12 protein-coding genes are annotated in these 20213 nt (G+C 61.7%); 6 read left to right on the forward strand and 6 right to left on the reverse strand.

Going from position 1 to position 20213, the window contains the following annotated elements; genetic code table 11:
* Positions 1-55: 55 nt before the first annotated feature.
* Together NDJ82_RS01340 and NDJ82_RS01345 are read left to right on the forward strand one after the other, a co-directional pair.
* Positions 56-919, forward strand: coding sequence for a LysR family transcriptional regulator (locus NDJ82_RS01340; protein ID WP_099586592.1), 864 nt, complete (start codon positions 56-58; stop codon positions 917-919).
* A gap of 92 nt (positions 920-1011) precedes the next feature.
* Positions 1012-2112: an SMP-30/gluconolactonase/LRE family protein gene (locus NDJ82_RS01345; protein ID WP_158878902.1), complete on the forward strand. Its 1101-nt coding sequence runs from the start codon at positions 1012-1014 to the stop codon at positions 2110-2112.
* Between the two features lie 62 nt (positions 2113-2174).
* On the opposite strand, the gene NDJ82_RS01350 is transcribed toward NDJ82_RS01345, so the two are convergent.
* Genes NDJ82_RS01350 through NDJ82_RS01360 form a run of 3 tightly spaced genes read right to left on the reverse strand, consistent with a single transcriptional unit; the run spans position 2175 to position 6358 of the window.
* A complete protein-coding gene (locus tag NDJ82_RS01350) occupies positions 2175-3236 on the reverse strand; it encodes a lipocalin-like domain-containing protein (RefSeq protein ID WP_158878903.1) in 1062 nt (353 codons plus the stop codon).
* Positions 3226-5688, reverse strand: a complete 2463-nt coding sequence (locus NDJ82_RS01355; RefSeq protein ID WP_250924805.1) for an ABC transporter permease — start codon at positions 5686-5688, stop codon at positions 3226-3228. The genes NDJ82_RS01350 and NDJ82_RS01355 overlap by 11 nt, the downstream gene beginning before the upstream one ends.
* A gap of 1 nt (position 5689) precedes the next feature.
* Positions 5690-6358, reverse strand: coding sequence for an ABC transporter ATP-binding protein (locus tag NDJ82_RS01360; RefSeq protein ID WP_099586589.1), 669 nt, complete (start codon positions 6356-6358; stop codon positions 5690-5692).
* A gap of 269 nt (positions 6359-6627) precedes the next feature.
* Here NDJ82_RS01360 and pmrG point away from each other — a divergent pair, with 269 nt between their 5' ends.
* A complete protein-coding gene (gene pmrG / locus NDJ82_RS01365) occupies positions 6628-7308 on the forward strand; it encodes a lipopolysaccharide core heptose(II)-phosphate phosphatase PmrG (RefSeq protein WP_158878906.1) in 681 nt (226 codons plus the stop codon).
* A 172-nt stretch (positions 7309-7480) separates the two neighbouring features.
* Positions 7481-9163: a lipid IV(A) 4-amino-4-deoxy-L-arabinosyltransferase gene (gene arnT / locus NDJ82_RS01370; RefSeq protein WP_250924806.1), complete on the forward strand. Its 1683-nt coding sequence runs from the start codon at positions 7481-7483 to the stop codon at positions 9161-9163.
* Here the strand turns inward: arnT and NDJ82_RS01375 are convergent.
* The 3 genes from NDJ82_RS01375 to NDJ82_RS01385 all read right to left on the reverse strand — a co-directional run bounded on the left by NDJ82_RS01375 (position 9135) and on the right by NDJ82_RS01385 (position 17460).
* On the reverse strand, positions 9135-9845 hold the full coding sequence (locus NDJ82_RS01375) for an AAA family ATPase (RefSeq protein ID WP_250924807.1): 711 nt from the start codon (positions 9843-9845) through the stop codon (positions 9135-9137). The two genes, arnT and NDJ82_RS01375, sit on opposite strands and share 29 nt — an antisense overlap.
* Entirely contained in the window at positions 9845-10588 is a 744-nt protein-coding gene (locus NDJ82_RS01380; protein ID WP_250924808.1) for an ABC transporter permease, read from the reverse strand. Before NDJ82_RS01380 ends, NDJ82_RS01375 begins: the two co-directional genes overlap by 1 nt.
* 608 nt (positions 10589-11196) lie before the next feature.
* The gene (locus NDJ82_RS01385) at positions 11197-17460 is read right to left on the reverse strand and encodes a non-ribosomal peptide synthetase (RefSeq protein ID WP_250924809.1); all 6264 of its coding nucleotides are present in this window, start codon (positions 17458-17460) and stop codon (positions 11197-11199) included.
* Between the two features lie 488 nt (positions 17461-17948).
* On the opposite strand from NDJ82_RS01385, the gene NDJ82_RS01390 reads away from it, so the two are divergent.
* A complete protein-coding gene (locus tag NDJ82_RS01390; RefSeq protein ID WP_099586583.1) occupies positions 17949-18743 on the forward strand; it encodes a helix-turn-helix transcriptional regulator in 795 nt (264 codons plus the stop codon).
* Positions 18743-20161, forward strand: a complete 1419-nt coding sequence (locus tag NDJ82_RS01395; protein ID WP_250924810.1) for an efflux transporter outer membrane subunit — start codon at positions 18743-18745, stop codon at positions 20159-20161. Before NDJ82_RS01390 ends, NDJ82_RS01395 begins: the two co-directional genes overlap by 1 nt.
* Positions 20162-20213 lie beyond the last annotated feature (52 nt).

The following is a 20213-nucleotide window of genomic DNA, read 5'->3' on the forward strand; positions in this document are numbered from 1 at the left end:
CCCCGCTTCTGCGTGATCAGTTCTACAATGCCCCCATTCATCCCCAGGGGTCTTCATGGACATCGAACTGGCACGCACCTTTCTCGAAATCACCCGTTGCGGCAGCCTGGCGGCGGCCGCTGAGAAACTTCACGTCACCCAGACCGCCATCACCGCACGGGTCAAAAGCCTGGAAAGCCAACTGGGCAGTACGCTGTTTATCCGCAACCGCGCCGGCGCACGCCTGACCGCCGACGGCGAGGCCTTCGTGGTGTATGCCAACCAGTTGCTGCAAACCTGGGAAGCCGCGCGGCGTGACCTGCCGTTGCCCGATGGCTATCGCAATGTGCTGCACATCGGCGGTGAGGTCAGCCTGTGCAACCCGTTGATGCTCGGGTGGGCCAAGGCGCTGCGCGAACACATTCCGGGCCACGCGCTGCGCACCGAAGTGCGTGAAGGCGACTACCTGTTGCGCCAGCTGGAACTGGGCGTGCTCGACGCGGCGCTGGTGTTCCAGCCGCAATACTGGCCGGGGTTGCAGGTGGAACAGGTACTGGAAGAAAAACTGATCCTGGTGCAATTGGTCAGCAAGCCGGCGCCGTACGTCTACATCGACTGGGGGCCGGGCTTTCGCCAGCAACACGACGCCGCCCTGCCCGACAAGGCCCGGGCTGCGGTGAGCTTCAACCTGGGGCCATTGGCCTTGCAGTACATCCTCGAAAATGGCGGCGCTGGCTATTTCCGCACGCGGGTAGTGCAAAGCTACTTGGACAGCGGTGTGATGCAGCGTGTGTCCAAGGCGCCGGAGTTCAGCTTCCCGACCTTCCTGGTGTATTCAAGGGCGCGGGATTCGGCGGTGTTGCAGCAGGCATTGGCGTTACTGCGCGATGTGGTCAAGGCCGAAGGTGACTGGTCACAACGCTGGGATCCACTGATGTGAAACGGGCAGTGAACTAGCGCGATCCTGAAGGCGGGCTAAGCTCAGTCACCACCCAAAAACGCTATGAGCCCCAACGACAATCAGGAATCGTCATGAGTACCCGTCCAAAAAAACTGCGCCATCTGCTGTTTGTGTTGCTGCTGGCGGTGGTCGCCTTTTTGCTGCTGATGCCGACCAAGGTACAACCGGTGAACTGGGCGCCGCCCAAAGCGCCATCGATGAAAGAAGGCCCTTTCGCCGAGAACCAACGCCTCAAGGGCGTGCAGAAAATCGGCGCCCAGGACATCGCCGGGCCGGAGGCGTTGCTGTTGGATGCCCAGGGTTTTCTCATCAGCGGCCTGCAGGATGGGCGCATCATCCGCACCTCCCCCGACAGCCGCAACCTTGAGGTACTCGCCAATACGGGCGGACGCCCGCTGGGGCTGGCGCTGCACCCGGATGGGCGCTTGATCATTGCCGATGGCGTGAAGGGTCTGCTCGCACTGGATGCCAACCGCCAACTCACCTCCCTGAGCACCGGCGCCGATGGCGTGCCCTTCGGTTTTACCGATGACGTCATCGTGGACGCCAGTGGCCGCTATGCCTATTTCAGCGACGCATCGAGCCGCTGGGGGTATGGCCAGGATGGCGAAGCCGTGATCGAGCATGGCGGTGATGGTCGGCTGCTGCGTTACGACTTCAGCAATGGCCGCACCGAGGTGTTGCTCGACCAACTGCAATTTGCCAACGGCGTCGCCCTGGGCCCGGACGAACGCTACGTACTGGTGAATGAAACCGGCGCCTATCGCATCAGCCGCTACTGGCTCAAAGGCGAACGCGCCGGCAGCCACGACCTGTTTATCGACAACCTGCCAGGCCTGCCGGACAACCTGAGTTTCAACGGCCAGGACCGCTTCTGGGTGGCGCTCTATTCACCGCGCAATCCATTGCTGGACAGCTTTGCCGGCTACCCGCTGCTGCGCAAAGTGATGGTGCGTGCACTGATGGTCGTGCCCAAGCCCATCGAGCGCAAAGCCTTTGTGCTGGGGTTGGATACCAACGGCAAGGTCATCGCCAATTTGCAGGATGGCAGCGCAGGCAACTACTCACCGATTACCACCGCGCGGGAGTATGGCGACTGGTTGTACCTGGGCTCGTTGAAGAGCACGAGCATGGCGCGCTTGCCGTTGCAACTGGCGTTGGCGCCGGAGTGAAGGACGGGCAGCCTGAGCTCTATCTGAAGCATGGAGATCCAATGTGGGACCTCGAATCCGCCTTAATACCCCGTCATCTCCAGATACCCCACCCCGCCCTCAAACCGCACCGGCCCTTCCCAATACGGAATCCCCAGGTTCATCCAGGCATTCGGGTTGACGGCTTCGGTGGTGATATCCAGCTGTTTGCGAGGAATTTTCAGCGACCAGCGCGTAGGAATGTTGCGCCCATCAATGGCCGTGCTTTCCAGCGGGGCGAGTTGGATATCGGCGTTGTGCAACGTCTCGGTACGTCCCTGGGCGTCGATCCAGGTGCCGGTGAGATAACCGCCGCCGTCCTTCTGGCGTACGCGAAACAGCATCAGTTGCGCGCCCCGATCCAGGTGCAGGGAGAACCAGTCCCAACCGGTCTGGTTGGCGCTCAGGGGTTGGCTGCTCCATTCGCGGTCGAGCCAGGCCGGGCCGGTGACTTGATAGGTGTTGCCGTCAATGCGCACACTGCCCTCGGCAGTGAAGAACGGCTGACTGTAGTAATACGACGCCTGGCCCTGGTCGGATTTGCGGCTGTAGCCGTTGTCGCCTTGCAACACCAGCGGCCGACTGGCGGTGAGGCGCAGGTCGTAGGCGAAGTGCGCATCGCTGGCCTTGAGTTGCATATCCGCCAATGCACCGACTGCGCCAGGACGGCTGGCAAAGTTCCAATCGTCGATCCACGCTGTGAATGGCGCGGCCTGGGCACCGGCCTGGCCAACGCCGCCACGGGCTAGACGTTCGGCGGCGTAATGGCGGTTGGCAGAGGTGACGGCGGCATGGCCGAGCCACACCGTCGAATCCTGCCAGCCGGCCTGGGTCGGCCCGGCTTTCAACGCGTTGCGAAACAGCGTCCATTGCACGCCGAACACATTGCCCTCGGCATCCTTGAGGTTGGCGGTAACGTACCACCACTCGATGCGAAAGCCGTCATGGGGGCCGTGGTCCTCGGGAAAGCTGAACGCCTTGCCGGGCACCACTTGGGCAAAGTCCGCTGCATCGCTGCCCAGGCCTGCGAAGCTCTCCTGGGGTGCGGGGACTTTGTCACAGGCCGCCAGCAGCCATAACGCGCAGATCAACGCCTTAATCTTCATGGGCAAAGGTCCGAAGCAAATCCGCCGGGCGGCTGCGGTACAACTGCCACAGCGGCCAGGCCGATGCTAACAATGTGGCCAGCATCGCCAGCCCGAGTAATTGTGCGAGCTGCCACGGGAACACCTGCAATGGTAGCCGCCAGCCAAAGGCCTGTACGTTGATCACCGCGTCCAGGCACCACGCCAGCAGCACCCCCAGCGGCAACGCCAGCATCAGGGTGAGCACCGCCAGCAGCCAGGTCTGGCCCAGGTTCAGCAGCATCAATTGTCGCCGTGTCACGCCCAGCGCCCACAGCGGTGCGAGTTGGCCGAGGCGGCTCTGGCTCTGGGTCAGCAGGCTGATGAACAGCGCCACGCCGGCCACGCCCAGGGTCAGGCTGTTGAGGGCGGCGGTCGCGGCGAAGGTGCGTTCGAACACCTGGCTTGACCAGCCCTTGAGTTGCTGTTGATCGACGATACGGCTGTCGTCCAGGGCAAATTCGCGCTGCACTTCGCGCACCAGTGGCGCCACATCGGGCGGCGCGACGCGCAGGTTGAAACGCGCCGGCGAGAGGGTCGGCCAGTGCGCCAGCAGGTGCGCGGAATTGACCAGGATATGCCCCTTGGGATTACCGTAATCGGCGTAGATCCCCACCACCTTGGGCGACCATGCACCTTGCGGCGTGGGGATATTGATCGAATCCCCGAGCCTGACTGACAACCTGCGCGCCAACTGCTCGCTGAGCATCAAAGTGTCGTCACCCAGCAGTTGGTCCCAGGGCTCAGCGACAGCCTCCAACAACGGCCAATGCTGACGATAGGTCGGATCATCGACCACCCCGAACACATCCGCCGGCCAACCCTGCACTTGCACCGCGACCTGCCAGGTCGGCAACACCCTCTGTACCAGCGATTGGTGCGCCAGCCAGGTGCTGAGCTGATCCGCCTGGGCCGGGGTTTGTGGGTTGAGGTACAGCTCGGCCGTCAGGCGTTGCTCCAGCCAATGATTGAAGGTGTGGCGAAAGCCTGACGTCATGGAGCCCGCGCCGATGTTCGCGGCCAGGGCCAGCAGCAACGCCATCAACGCCAGGCTCAAGGCCGGCAATTGTTGGCGACAATCGGCGAGAAACCATTGGCCCAGTACCGAACGGCTGCGCCCCAGCACGGCCTTGAGCAGCCCGTTGAGCAGCACCGGCAAGCCCAGGGCAGCGCCGAGCAGTAACGCCGCCATCAATATAAAACCAGACGCCAGGCTGTCGCCCAGCCAAAGCGCCAACAGCGCGATCAGCAATGCGGTTGCTGCGACCCAGCCCTGGCGCCGTAACCAACGGCCATGGGCTTCGTGCCAGGCCTGGGCGTTGGCCAGCGCCAGCAACGGCAGGCGCGCCGCCCGCCACACGCTGCTGGCGCCGGCAAGCAAGGCGCCCAACAGGCTCAAGCCGAGCCCCGCCAACCACCACCACGGGCTCAGGCTTAACTGTCCCGGTACTTCAGCGCCATATAACCCCCTCAGGCTGGCAGCCACATCCGGCAGCAGCAGGCTGGCCAGCAGGTAGCCGCTGGCAACGCCCAGCACACCGCCCAGCAGCGACAACGCGCCCAACTCCACCCCAAGCCCGAGGATCAACAAACGCGCACTGACCCCGCAGGCACGCAAGGTGCGCAACAGTGCGCGTCGTTGCTCCAGGGCCAGGCCGATGGCCGCGTGCACGATAAACAGCCCCACCACAAAGGACAGGAAGCCCAGCGCATCCAGGTTCAAGTGAAAGCTTTCGGTAAGGCGCGCCAGGTTGTTGTCCTCGCCCTGCCTGAGTTGCAGCCCGGCGGGTGGCGTGGGATGCCCGGCGGCGAAGGCCTTGTCCAACAGCAGTCGCGAGAGTTGCCCAGGCATTTCCAGCAGGGGTTGAGCAAAGCCGATATCGGTGAGTAACAGGCCGGGCGCCATATCCGGCTGCGCTTGCAGGGGCGGCAGGCGTTGCCCGTTCTGCGCCAGGGGTTGCTGCCCTTCGAGCAGCCCCAGGGCCTGCAAGGTTTGCGGCGCGATCCAGGTCCGCCCCGGCGGTTCAAAGAAGGCAAGCATCTGCGCCTGGCTCAAGCGCTGCCCCGCTACCGCACCGCTGCCGGGCAACGACAGCGGATCAATGCCCATCAATTGCAGGCGCATGTCCTCATGCCCCTTGAGCTGCAAACGCCCCTGCACCACCGGCGACACCGGCCAACCGGCGCGGCGCAATTGGGCGAACAGCGCTTGCGGAAAACTGGCCGCGTCCGGCGCACTGAGGCTGGCCTGGGGTTCGCCGCCGATCAACTGGCTGGCGCGGGCATAACTGTCGCGCGCCTGAGTATTGAGAGCCTGCACGCCGGTCAGGAGTGCAGTGGCCAGCCACAAGCCGGTAAGCACGCTGAAGAACTGCACCGGATGGCGCCGCCAATGGCTGAGCAACGCGCGCAGTGTCCAATAAAACACCGCCATGTCAGCGCGCATCCGCCGGCAGGACGCGGCCGTGATGCAACACCACCTGCTGGTCCAGCCGCGCCGCAATGCGTGGGCTGTGCGTGACCATCAACAGGCTGGTGGGGCTGTCACGCAACAGGTCCAGCAGCAGTTGCAGCACCTCGTCGCTGGTGGCTTCGTCGAGGTTGCCGGTGGGTTCGTCAGCCAGCAGCAAACCCGGCCGTGACGCCAAGGCCCGACCTACCGCGACCCGCTGTTGCTGGCCGCCCGAGAGCTGTTCCGGATAGCGCTTGAGCAAGTCGCCCAGGCCCAGGCGTTCGACCAACTGCGCCTGCCAGCGCGGATCAAAGCGCCCCGCCAGGCGGGCCTGGAACGCCAGGTTGTCGTCAACGCGCAAACTGCCGATGAGGTTGAACTGCTGGAACACCAGGCCGATTTCAGTGCGCCGCCAGTGGGCCAGTTGCGGCTCGCTCATCTGGTCGAGACGCTGCTCACCCACCTGGATACTGCCGCGATCCAACCGATCAAGCCCCGCCACCAGGTGCAACAAGGTGCTCTTGCCGCTGCCCGACTCGCCCATCAACGCCAGGCTGCTGCGTGGGGCCAGGTGCAAATCCACACCGGCCAGCACCGCCAATGGGCCTTGAGGGGTCGTGTAGCTTTTGAAGACACCTTGCACCTGCAACATGGGAGCACTCGATTGATGGGCGGCCATCGAGAATAACGGCTGCGCCATTGGGCCACGCAAATTTTTCACATGGATTTCACCGGTTGCCCACTCGCAGCCCTCTAAATTGCCGGTTATGCGTCACGCGTCGGCCACTTGATCAGTGGCCACGCCTGACAGTTTTTAACCGCCGCATGTTCAGCGAAAAGACAGCAGCCCTGTGACAGCCTCCTGCTTCACTGCGGCTATTCGCCAACAAGTTGCGCCTAATTAATACAACATTGCCAACAGTGTCCAAGGTGAATGAAGTGGTAGACATTACCCTGACCAAACCGCGCTCGCCCCGGGCTTTTTTCAAGCGCCTGCAACGTCTGTGGCTTGGCATTGCCGTGATCACTGCGCTGCTCGCTTGCAGCCTGCTCTGGCCGGCTTCGCCACGGGATCTCGGCGTGGGCAACCGCCTGCTGACCTCCCAGGTCATGCCGCTGTGGCGCGACGGCGACGTGATCGTGCTGGTGCGTCATGAAGAGCGCTGCGACCGCTCGACCAACCCGTGCCTGGGGCCGGTCGAAGGCCTGACAATCAACGGCAGCCAACAGGCGGAAAAACTCGGCAGCGCCTTTAAATGGTTGGGCATGGACGGCAGTGACGTGCTCGCCAGCCCGGCCATTCGTACCGCCCAGACCTTGCGCTTCATGTTCGGTAAAAACGAGCTGACCTCCGGACAGCAAGCCGTCTGCGGCGCAGCCATGGGTGAGGAATTGCTCAGCCACAAGCAGCCGGGGCGCAACCTGGTATTTGTGACGCACAGCGGCTGCATCGCCGACTTCGAAAAATCCCAGGGCTTCCCCCGTGCGGCATTTCCCGAGTACGGCAGCGCTCTGTTCGTGCAAGTGTTGCCGAACGGTAAATTCAAGACCTTGGGCCTCATGAACAATCCGGACTGGCCGGCTGCGCTCAACCATCTCTGAAGTGATTGCCTGTGTTCAGCAACAAGACAGCCCTGTTCTGGCATGTTTAGTTGCGCCTTTGAATTAAGCCCCCCATGACTCTCTCCTGTTACTTAGTGACCGCTGTGACCGTTTGCACCATGACCTCATTACTCAAAACCCCTGGCTTTAAACGTCAAGGAGCGACGTTTTCATGACCCGTTCAAATCCCCTGTATCTGCTGTTGCTTGCCTTCGCCGCGTTCTATCTGTTGCCCTTGGGCCTGCACGGCCTGTGGACCCCGGATGAAACCCGCTACGCCCAGATCAGCCAGGAAATGCTGCAGTCCGGTAACTGGGTGGCGCCGCACTTCATGGGCGTGCGCTATTTCGAAAAACCCGCCGCCGGGTATTGGCTGATTGCCCTTGGTCAAGCGGTGTTCGGCCAGAATCTGTTCGGCGTACGCATCGCCTCAGCCCTGGCCAGCGGCTTGAGCGTGATGCTGGCCTACCTGATCGCTCGCCGCCTGTGGAACGACCCGCGTAAAAGCGTCGCCTGTGCCCTGCTTTACCTGAGTTTTGGCTTGGTGGCGGGGCAAGCGGGATATTCCAATCTGGATCCGCAATTCACCCTCTGGGTCAACCTGAGCCTGGTTGCGCTGTGGTTTGCCCTCGACAGCAGCAACCTGCGTGGACGCCTGACGGCCTGGGCGGTGTTGGGATTTGCCTGTGCCATGGGCTTCATGACCAAGGGTTTCCTGGCGTGGGCGCTGCCCGTATTGATTGCCGTGCCCTATATGCTCTGGCAACGGCGCCTTGGTGAGCTGCTGCGTTATGGCCCGCTGGCGGTGGGCGTGGCGGTGCTGGTGTGCCTACCCTGGGTCCTGGCAATCCATAGCCAGGAACCGGACTTCTGGCGCTTCTTTTTCTGGAATGAACACATTCGCCGCTTCAGCGCCGACAACGCGCAACACGTGCGGCCCTGGTGGTTCTTCCTGCCGATCATCGCCGTGTCGTGCCTGCCCTGGGCCGGGCTGCTTCCCAATACCCTGCGCCAGGCGTGGCAGCAAATACGCCAGCCGGCTATCGGTTTCCTGGCCTTGTGGCTGCTGCTGCCCCTGGGCTTTTTCAGCCTGAGCAACGGCAAGCTGCCGACCTACATCATGCCGTGCCTGTTGCCCCTGGCATTGCTGATGGGACACACCTTGAGCGACCTGCTGCGCAACGGCCACCCACGCGCGCTCAGGCTCAATGGTCTGCTCAACCTGGTGATCGGCATGGCGGCCATGCTCGGCCTGCTCTACCTGCAAATCGCCCGGCCGCTGTACGGCAACAGCCTCGCCGAGATGTTCAGCCTGTCCCTGGCCTTCATCGTGTTACTGGTGTGGATCCTCACCAACCTGCTGCAAGCCGTGCGCCCGCTCACGCTATGGGCGCTGCCGGCCGTGGGCATCGGCGTGCTGGTGATCCTGCTGCCAGCGAGCATGCCGGCGCAGATCGCCGATAACGAAATGCCCGACCAGTTCGTGCTGGAACACCTGGACGCGTTGCAACACACCCACGCCCTGCTGAGCAACGAACTGGGCAGCGCCAGCGCCCTGGCCTGGCGCCTGCAACGCACCGACGTGGCGCTGTATGGCACCGAAGGCGAACTGCGCTACGGCTTGCAGTTCGCCGATGCAGGCCAACGTAAAGTCGATCTGGATCAAGTACAGGCCTGGCTCGCCGAGGCGCGCCAGCACGGCTCGGTGGGCGTGCTGATGCGGGTCGACAGCACCAGCGAAATGCGCGAGGCCGGGCAGTTGCCGCTTGGGGGTAAGCGTTATTCCAAGGGGTATTTGCAGCTGATTCTGTATCCGCAGTTGCCTGCTACAGACGTAGACTCGCTGCATAAATAAAAGCCTCGTCCAGACTATTAGCGCCGTACGCCCGCATAAAACCTTGGGCATCAGTGAAACGATTGAACCGCCGCTGACTGACCATGTAGAAATCATCGCAGTGAGCAACGATCTCATCGACATTATGCGACGAGACCAGTACGGCGACTCCTTCCTCGGCGGCGCCCTCCAGACACTTCCAAATATGATGACGAAACTCAGGATCAACACCCGCGGTAGGCTCATCCAAGATAACCAGATCAGCGTTGGCGCTAAGAAGAGACAACGTAAAAAACCAGCGTTTTTCCCCATAACTGCACAGAGATGATTTTTTTGTCCATATTTCGCAATACCGATCTGCTATCCCAGGACTCCACTTCTCAATTTTCTCCAGCGCATGTTGTTTATCAAGCTTACTGTCAGAGCAAAAAAGCATTGTCATCCTGAAAACATCAAACATACGAAACACAGGTGGCGTACTAATCACTTGTGACAAGTAAAGTAACTTCGAAAAAGACCGAACGATTTCACCCGCTTCGATTCTTTTCAAGCCACACACCACATCAAAGAACGTTGTCTTACCAGACCCGTTAGCACCTAACAACCCGCATATTGACCCAGCCTCAACGGTCAGCGTGGCATCTTCAAACAAAGTTTTCCGCGCACACCTGACCTCAAGCGAATTCACAACAAGCCGCTTCATCAATAACGACTCCATACAGGGTTAATAGTTAAAAACCGAAACACAATCCAAAGCGTAACAAAAAACGAAACACCAATAACCAACGCTATGAACCAGCACTCAGCGACACCTACCAACATAATATGGTTAGCCCACCACATAGGATTAATAAAGCTTACTCTTTCGAGAACAGGGCTGGACGTCCCAATGCTGACGATTCCAAGCGCTAACATTGTAAGCGACGCCATGGAAAAAACAGTGCTTGAATTTTGAAAACCCAAGGGAACAAGAGTCAATAAGAGAGCCGGTATCGAAAACAATAAAAAACAAATATAGAACCGCCCAAGGATGCCAAGAAGCTCTTCTACCTCGACCGCACCATTATAGCTGCGGGTCAGCAAATAAAAAACACAACAATATACGAGCGATATTATAGAATAGGCTAAATAATGCCCAAAAAGAAAAATAACTTTATTATCATCCGTATAGACAAAAGACCTCAAAAACCCACTTTCCCTGCGACCAACGATATAAAACGCCAATCCAAACAAGGCAACACTTGAAGCGACGAAGGAATAGAACCACGAGGCACTGGACAAATAGTCATTGGGCGCGTCGTTATTCGCCCCTCTCGAATAAGTTATTAAATAGTAAGTAACCACCGGAGACAACACCGACCAAAACAGCGCAACGGGCTCTTTTAATTGTTCTTTAACGAATAGTGACGCCAGCAACACAGGCTTAACGAATGAGTAGCGATTCATTACACACCTCAGGGAAACGGGACCATTCTATCCATCCGGGAGACCAGCATCGACAATCACACATATACCAATGCGACGTAGACTCCTCAAAATTTTGCCATCACTTCATCTCTCCTTTCACACAAGTTGTTCTCAGCCACTTCCCGAAAAGTGACAAAAACAATCTAGTACACGCATGGAGAAAAGCCCAAAAGATAAAAATTCCTCGTAGGAAAATTAACTACCGAATTTAGGAAGTTTCCCTCACTAATTTCAGAAGTTAAATACTTGCGAGCAACGTCGGCCTCCAACCAACCAAGGATGGGAAGATGTGAACACTTATAGAATTAACAACTTACGAACCGCAGATTCGCACTAAAAATCTTTCCTACCCCCGAGGGGGGTTTAAAGATTCAGAGCTGTACCGAGGGAACCAACAAAAATATCCGACAAACGGCCTATATATTCTTATCAGTCGTCCATACCAGTCCCTAACGCCTGGCTCGCTCGTGCTTTATCGTCGAAAAAGGTACTCGAAGGATGATTTACAACCCCGTAGCGAATAAATCAGGAGTGGATTAGAAGCGGGCGATCATTGCGGGAGTTTGCAAACCCACATTGATTGCCTTTCATATCCGCCGCCGCCGATCAAGCTGCGGAATCGCCGTCTGCGCCACCTCCACCCGCTGCACCTGCGCCACGGTCCTGGCGGCCAGTTGCGCCAGCGTCGGCTGACTGAACAGGCTGCGCGCATCCACCTCCAGCCCGGCCTTGCGCAGGCGCGCGACCAGGTTCACCGCCAGCAGCGAGTGCCCGCCCAGTTCGAAGAAGTGGTCGTGGCGCCCTACCCGTTCCAGCTTGAGCACCTGCGCCCAGATGCCGGCCATCAGGGTTTCCACTTCGCCCTGGGGCGCTTCATAGGCGCGGCTGAGCACCGCTTCCAAACCCGGTTCTGGCAACGCCTTGCGGTCGAGTTTGCCGGCGGGGTTGAGGGGGAGTTCTTCAAGCGCCACGAAGGCCGCCGGTACCATGTATTCCGGTAACTGCTGCAGTACATGAACGCGCAAGTCTTCCAGGCTCGGCGCCGGTCCGCGCAGGGTGAAGTAAGCGACCAGTCGCTCATCGCGAATCAGCACCGCCACCTCACGCAACGCTGGATGCGCCAGCAGGCACGATTCGATTTCGCCCAGTTCCAGACGCACGCCGCGCAGCTTGACCTGAAAGTCGTTACGCCCAAGGAATTCCAGGTTGCCGTCCGGCTGGTAACGCACGAGGTCGCCGGTGCGGTACAGCCGATCCCCCGGCACAAACGGGCTGTCGATAAAGCGTTCGGCCGTCATCTGCTCCAACCCCAGATACCCACGGGCCACGCCGACGCCGCCGATATGCAACTGGCCGCTGAGGCCCATGGGCACCGGCGCGTCGTGTTCGTCCAGCACATACAGGCGCGTATTGTTGATCGCCCGGCCGATGGGCAATTGCAGCGCCGGGACCGGTGCGCCGGGGTCCAGGGTCCAGGCGCTGCTGTCCACCGTGGCTTCGGTGGGGCCGTAGACGTTATGCAGGCGCACCTTGGGCAAACGCGCCTGCACGCCACGGGCCAGGGCTTCGGTGAGTTCGCCGCCGCCGCACAGCACATCGGTGAGGCTGGTGCACAGCGCGGACTCTTCCAGTTCAAGGAACTGCTGCAACATTGCCGGTACGAATTTGATCACGGTGATCTGTTGCTCACGAATCACCTGCGCCAGGTAAGCCGGCTCGCGATGACCATCGGGCCGCGCCAGAAACAGGCGCATGCCATTGGCCAGCGGCCAGAACAACTCCCAGACCGAGCCGTCAAAGCTGAACGGCGCCCGTTGCAACAGCGCGCCGCCCTCGGCATTGGGGCACAACTGCGAGCCCCAGTGCATCAGGTTGCCCAGGCCACGATGTTCGATCATCACGCCCTTGGGCGTGCCGGTGGAGCCGGAGGTGTACATCACGTAGGCCAGGTTCGCGACGCTCAGCCCTGGCACCGAGGGGTTGCCGTCCGGCGCGTGGCTCCAGGCGCAGTGGTCAAAATCGATCACCGGGATGGCGACTTCACCGGGCAAGTCGCGGGTGGCCGCGTGCACCAGCAGCGCCACCGGTTGACTGTCCTGAAGCATGTAGGCCAGGCGTTCGCGGGGGTAGCCGGGGTCCAGCGGCACATAGGCGCCGCCAGCCTTGAGGATCGCGAGCAACCCCACCACCAGGTCCAGGCCACGCTCGACGCACAGCGCCACGCGCGAATCTGGCTGCACGCCACGCTCGCGCAGGTGGAAGGCCAGGCGGTTGGCGCGCTCGTTGAGTTCGCGATAAGTCAGTTGCAGCTCACCGGCCTGCACCGCCACCGCGTGGGGAATGTGCCGCGCGTGGGCTTCGAACAGCGCCTGGACGGTGAGGGTTTCAGGGTAGTCGGTGGCGGTGGCGTTGAAGTCCAGCAGCAGTGTCTGCACTTCGCGGGCGGGCAGCACCTGCACGTCACGTAAAGGCGCTTGCGGCGTGCGCTCCAGTGCCTCGGCCAGGTTGATCAGCGTGGTTTCCAGGTAGTCCAGGGTACGTTCGGCGCCCACCGTGCGCGGGGCCTTGGCCTTGAGGTTAAAACCGCCGGCGGTATCGTCCACGCTGAGCATCAGCGGGTAGCTGAGAATGTCTTCGGCACTGACCAGAGCAATGCCCGGCACCAGCACGAGGTCGCGCTCGGTATCGGTATGACGGTAATTGAGCAGGCTGTTGAACAGCGGCGCCGCGCCGCTGCAACGCTGGGCCAAGGCCAGCGACGCTTGCTCGTGGGCGAGCAAGGCGCTGAGTTGGTGATGGGTGTCACGCAACGCATCCGCGACGTTTTGCCCGGCCAGGTGCAGGCGTAACGGCAAGGTATTGATGAACATACCCAAGGCGCGATCGGCGCCCTCGCCCGCCTGCAAACGGCCGAGCAACACGGTGCCGAACACCCCGTCATCACGGCCCGCCACGCGGCTGAGCACCTGGGCCCAGGCCAAGTGGAACAGGCTGGCGGCGCTGACGCCCACACCACGGGCCTGGGCACGCAAGCGCCGGTTGAGGTCGTCACTCAGTGCACGCTGCGCTTCTTCGGTATCCGCCCGATTGGCCTGGCGCTCCTGCACGCCGAAGGCAAACGTGGGCTCATCCACATCGCCCAGTTGCGCACGAAAAAACGCCTCATGGGCCGCCTGGCGCACCGGTGAACGGGACTGCGCCACCACATTGCGATACGGCACCGGCGCCGGCAATTGCGCCTGTTGGCCGAGCAGGTGGGCGCGGATTTCCTGCATCAGAATCGTGGTGGACGTCGCATCGTTGACCAGGTGATGAAAGCGCAGCCGGGCCACCCAACCCGTGGGCGCTTCGGCATAGTCCAGCGCCATCAACGGTGCCTGGCGCAAGTCCAACGGGCTGTCACCGTCACGCCAAGGTTCCACACGCAGGCGGGCCGCACGCCACACCACTTGCATCGGCTGCTCCAGGGCATCCCAGGCCAGGCTGGTGCGCAGGATGTCGTGGCGGTCGATTACCTGTTGCAGGGCCAGGGCAAAGGCGTCCAGTTGGTCGCGCCGCGCAAAGCTGAACTGTGCCTGTTGCTGGTACGGGTCATGCTCGTCGGTGAGGTGGTGGTAGAGCAAACCTTCCTGTAACGGCGCCAGGGGGTAGATTTCCTGGACGTTGGCCGCACCGCCGGGAATACCGGCATTGATACGATCAATGCTGGCTTGATCGAGCTCGGCCAGCGCCAGCAACTCCGGGGTGATATGGCGACAGTCAGCGGGGACGCGATTGGCCGGCACCTCCACGTCGCTGCCTTCACTCACCGCCGCCAGCGCCGCCAACGTCGGCTGGCCGAACAGCACCTGCACATCGGCGCGCAACCCGGCCTGGCGCATGCGCTGCACCAATTGCACGGCAAGCAACGAGTGCCCGCCCAGTTCAAAGAAATGGTCGTGACGGCCCACTTGCTGCACCTGCAACAGCTCGGCCCAGAGTTGGGCGAGGACGGTTTCCACACCGGCTCGCGGCGCTTCGAACCGGCGAGTGACGAACGCCACCTGGGTCGGCGCCGGCAATACCTTGCGGTCGAGTTTGCCGTTGGCGGTCAGGGGCCACGCCTCCAGCGGCATGTAGGCCGCCGGCAGCATGTAGTCCGGCAATGAGGCGTGCAGGTGGGCGCGCAGGGTTTCGATGTCCACGGGCTGGCGTGGGATAAACCAGGCGAGCAATTGCCCGTCGCGAGATTGCACCACGGCTTCCTGGACATCCGCATGGGTGGCCAGGGCCGATTCGATTTCCCCCAGCTCGATGCGCATGCCACGGATTTTCACCTGGTCGTCATTGCGGCCCAGGTATTCAAGGTTGCCGTCAGGCAACCAGCGCGCGAGGTCGCCGGTGCGGTACATCCGGCCCGGCGCAAACGGGTTGTCGAGAAAACGTTCGGCGCTCAGTTCCGGGCGACTCAGGTAGCCGCGCGCCACGCCTTTACCGCCGACGTACACCTCCCCCGCCACGCCGATGGGAACAGCGCGCTGCCGCTCATCCAGCAGATAGATCGCCGCGTTGGCGACGGGCGCACCGATATGCAACGGCTGGCCTGCCTCGACGCGGCCGAAGGTGGCAACCACGGTGGCCTCGGTGGGACCGTAGTTGTTGATCACATCGAAAGTCTGCGCACGCGAGAAGCTGCGCAGACGGTCACCGCCGATCAGCAAGGTGCGCAAGGTCGGGTGCTCCAGCCGCTGGCTGAAGGCGTATTCAGCCACCGGTGTCGGCAGGAAGCACACATCCAGCGGCTGCGCACGCCACCAACCGAGCAGCGCGTCGATGTCCTCCGCGCCGTCATGGGCCGGTGGCAGGTGCAAGGTGGCGCCCACGCACAACGCCGGCCAGACTTCCCAGGCCATCGCGTCAAAACCAAAGCCTGCAACGCTGGCGGTGTGGCTGCCCGCGTGCAGGTTGAAGGCCTGGCAGTGCCAGTCCACCAGGTTGCAGACGCTGTGGTGTTCGACCATCACGCCTTTGGGCAAACCGGTGGAGCCCGAGGTGTAGATCACATAGGCGAGGTTCGACGGCTTGACCGCCACGTGCGGGTTGGCACCGAACTGGCACGTGAGTCGGTCCAGCTCGATCACCGGCGCCGCCTGGGCAGGCAAGCGCTGCAGCAAATCATGCTGGGTCAGCACCACCACCGGCGCGCTGTCTTGCAGCAGATAGCTCAAGCGTTCGGCGGGATGGGCCGGGTCGACCGGCACGTAGCAGGCGCCAGCTTTGAGAATCCCCAGCAGGCCCACCAGCGTGTCCAGACCGCGCCGCGCCAGGACGGCCACACGGTCATCGGGTTGCACACCCAGCTCGATCAGTTGATGGGCCAAGCCATTGGCTTTTTGATTGAGTTGGGCGTAGGTCAACGGGTGGCCCTGGTAAATCGCGGCCACAGCGTCCGGCGTGCGCACGGCCTGGGCTTCGATGCGGGCGTGCAGGGTGTGTGGCTGCGCGTGCGCTTGTTCAGTGGCGTTCCACTGCCGCAGTCGGGCCTGTTCGGCGGGCGTGACCATGCAGAACGCGCCGACTGGCAACTCGGTGTTATCCAGCCCCTGCTCCAGCAACCAGGTAAAGCGCTGGGTCAGGGCGAACACCTCGTCGTGCTGGAAGTACGCTTCGTTGTAGACGCAATGCAGACTTGCGGTGTCCTGGTGGCGGTTGCTGCGCAGGTGGAAGGCGATCGGCAGCGCTTCATGGTGGTTGGACACCTTGATCGCCCGGGCCTGGGTGGCGCCGTAGCGCAGTTCATGGGCGTCCTGCTCGAAGGACACCGACAGGTCGAACAGTTGGGCGCGATCGGCACGGTGCAGGCCCAGCTCGCGGTTCATCTCGCTCAACGGGAAACGCTGGTGACGGAAATCCTGCTTGAGCTGGTCGCGCACGCCGCGCACCAAGGCACCGAACGGCAGGTGTTCATCGAACTGCAAACGCACTGCGCTGACCTGGGCAAACAAGCCCACGGTGGCGCGAAAACGCGCGTTGGAACGGTTCAGGATCGGCAGCCCCACCACCCAATCGGGGCGCTGGGCGGTGCGGGTGAAATACACATACATCGCCGCCAGCAGCACATGGAACGCCGAGGCCTGGTAACGGCTGGCCAGCTGTTCCATGCGCTTGAGCAGGGCGATGGGAAAGGGTTGCGCCAGGGTGTTGCTGGGGGTGTTGGCGACGTACTTCGACGGGAACAAAGGCTCCGGCAGTACCTGGTATTTATCCAGCCAGTAGGCGCGATCGCGGGCGAAGCGTGTTGAGTCGCGGTAGCGCTGGTCGGCGTCGATAAAGTCGATATAGGACGGCGCCGGTGGCTCGGGCGGGTAGCCCTGTTCAAGAGCGGTATACAGGTGCGCCAACGATTGCAGCATCTGTCCAAAACCCCAGCCGTCGAGGATCACATGATGGGCCTGGGTGCCGAGCCGGTAGTGGTTGTCGGCAAGCTTGACCAGGAAAAAATGGAACAGCGGCGCGCCCTCCCGCGGATACGGCCGTGCCATGTGCGCCTGCATCAAGGCCTGGCTCGCTGCATGCGGGTCGCGCAGTGCGCAGAAATCGTGCTGTGCCACTTCGGTCACCAACGCAGGGGCGAAGGTTTGTCGAGGCAGGCCGTGGTCATCACTGTGCAGTTGAGTGCGTAGCGCGTCGTGCCGGGCCACCAACTGCTCGACGGCGCGCTGGATCAATTCAGGCGCTACCGCACCTTCGAAGTCGACATAACCGCCGATGTTGTAGAGCGGTGAGTCGCCCATCCGCAGTTGATCGAGCCAGATGTCCTGTTGGGCCGAGGTGAGGGGGAAGCTGGCCGGCAGGTTGGGAAATTGCTGCATAAGATCCTTCTCATGGGTGTCAGGCGCTGGCCGCGCAGGGAGCCCCATGACGGCGAAATTGCCGGATTTGAGCATGGGGGTCGGGGGCTGTCTGTCACCCGAAACCCGGACATTCAAATGGATGGATCCGGGTTGGCTGAAGGTTCACTGCTGAAACGATTAAAGAGTTGTAGGACATCGACTACATCTGGTCGCTGCTGGTTTTTTACAACGGCCCTTTAAAATAACTATTTTCTATACAAATCATAAAGTTATGAAATTATCAGATTTGCGCTGCGTTTTTCTTGGCAGGAAACAGCTTTCAGAAACGTCGAATTAATGACGTGGTTTTTATGGCAGCTTGTGTCCCTCGTTTCCGCTACATACGTAGGACAAATCCCCTGGCTAAATAAAATCTCGAGTGCCGACTCTCGTTCATGAGGAACGGATCGCCCCCCAGAGGCCCAGGGAGTTCGTTGACGGTTTTCGACATCAAGGATGAGATGGCTATGAGTTTGAAGCGCAGCATGGGTAACACACAGAGCCCGAATTTCTACGCTGAAATGGGTGAATTGATTGCACACAGCGGCCATGAGGCGTTTGCCGACCATATGCTGCATCTGGTCAGCAAATGGATACCGATCCACTTGGTGGACCTCAGTGAATGGACCCTCGACGAGCTGCGCGACCGCGTGCTCGATATCAAGCTCCTTGGCAGCGCTGGCCAGAAGCAGGACTTGCCTGCGCCTCTGGCCGTACGCCCGTTGGACGACCACCCGCTGCTGCAGCAAATGCTCAGCATGCAGGACCCATTGCTGATCCAGATGAGCGCCAAACCCAACAGTGCCCACCCTCGCGGCACCTCGCACCAGTGCAACCTGGTGTCGCGCCAGGGCAACCGGCGCTGTGTGATTTCGTTCTACCGGCCGCCGAGCGAGCGCGGGTTTTCCTTGGCCCAATTGTCGTTTCTCAAGTGCCTGTCCGACACCCTGCTGCCACTGATCGAACGCCACGCCAACGTGCTCCGCCAGGCGCCGCAGGCCCAGGCGGAGCCGAGCTATACGCTGCTTGAGCAATCGCAATTGCAACGCGAGTTCTACAAGCGTCTGTCCCTTGGAGACATCACCCTGTCGGCCCGTGAGCAGGAAGTGTGCCTCGGCCTGTTGACCGGCGGCACCGTGCCGCAGATGGCGGAAAAGCTCAGCGTGAAAAACAGCTCCATCGAGACCTACCTCAAGCGCGCCGCCGCCAAGCTGGGTGTGAGTGGCCGACATGGGTTGGCGAAGTGGATGGTGGGCGCTTGATGAAAACACTCTCTCTCGCCGGCATGGTCTTCGTGCTCGCTGGCTGCTCGCTGATCCCTGAGTACCAGCGGCCCGTGGCGCCGACGCCTGAACAGTATCCGCAGGCCGGCGTGTATGCGCTGGCGCAGGCCGGCACGCTGGCGCCCTCCTCGGACTGGCAGCAACTGTTCCATGACCCGGCGCTGCAACAGCTGGTCCGCGAAGCATTGGTCAACAACCGTGATCTGCGGGTGGCCGCGTTGAACGTCGAGGCCTTCCAGGCGCAGTACCGTATCCAGCGTGCCGACCTGTTCCCGGCGGTGTCCGCCACCGGTGCCGGCACCCGCCAGCGTGTGCCTGGGGAGGTGAATGGCACCGGTAAGTCGGCGATCACCTCCACCTATTCCGCCACCCTTGGCATCAGCGCCTATGAGCTGGATTTTTTCGGCCGCGTGCGCAGCCTCAGCGAGCAGGCAATGCTCACGTACCTGGGCACCGAAGAGGCGCGGCGCAGCGCGCAATTGAGCCTGGTGGCCAACGTCGCCAATGCCTACCTGACCTGGCGCGCCGACCAGGAACTGCTGGCCCTGGCCCGGCAAACCCTGACGGCCAACGACCACAGCCTGCACCTGACCAGCCGGAGTAAAACCGCGGGTAAAGCGTCAGCCCTGGACGTGGTGCAAGCGCGCACCAGCGTCGAAAGCACCCGCGCCAGCGTGGCCCGGTATGAGCGCCAGGTGGCGCAAGACCTCAACAACCTGGCGCTGTTGGTGGGTGGCCCGGTGGATCAAGCGTTGCCATCCCGTCCACTGGCGGATGACCTGGTGGCCAGCGTGCCCGCCGGGTTGCCCTCGGATCTGCTGCAACGCCGCCCGGACATCCTCCAGGCCGAGTACCAACTGCGCGCCGCCAATGCCAATATCGGCGCCGCCCGCGCCGCGTTCTTCCCGTCGGTGAGCCTTACCGCCAACGCCGGCAGCACCAGCACCGAACTGTCGGGGCTGTTCAAGGGCGGCTCTGGCAGCTGGACGTTCCAGCCGCAAATCAACCTGCCGATCTTCAACGCCGGCAGCCTGCGCGCCAGCCTCGACTACGCCAAACTGCAAAAGGACATCACGGTGGCGCAGTACGAAAAATCCATCCAGACCGCCTTCCAGGAAGTCGCCGACGGCCTGGCGGCCCGGCAGACCTATACCGACCAGCTCAATGCACAACGGGATTTCGTCGCCGCCAACCAGGCGTATTACGATTTGGCCCAACACCGCTATCGCAGCGGCGTGGACAGCAACCTGACCTTCCTCGACGCCCAGCGCTCGCTGTTCAGCGCGCAACAGGCACTGATCGTGGATCGGCTGGCACAGTTGGTGGCGCAGGTGAACCTGTATACCGCGCTGGGTGGGGCGTGGGGGGATGGGGCAGTGCTGACGACGCAGCGCTAGAGCAATGCCCATGAGCAACATCCTTGTAGTGAGCAGGCTTGCCCTGCGCCGG

Source organism: Pseudomonas sp. SR18 (genome assembly GCF_023701505.1).
GTDB lineage: Bacteria > Pseudomonadota > Gammaproteobacteria > Pseudomonadales > Pseudomonadaceae > Aquipseudomonas > Aquipseudomonas cyclaminis.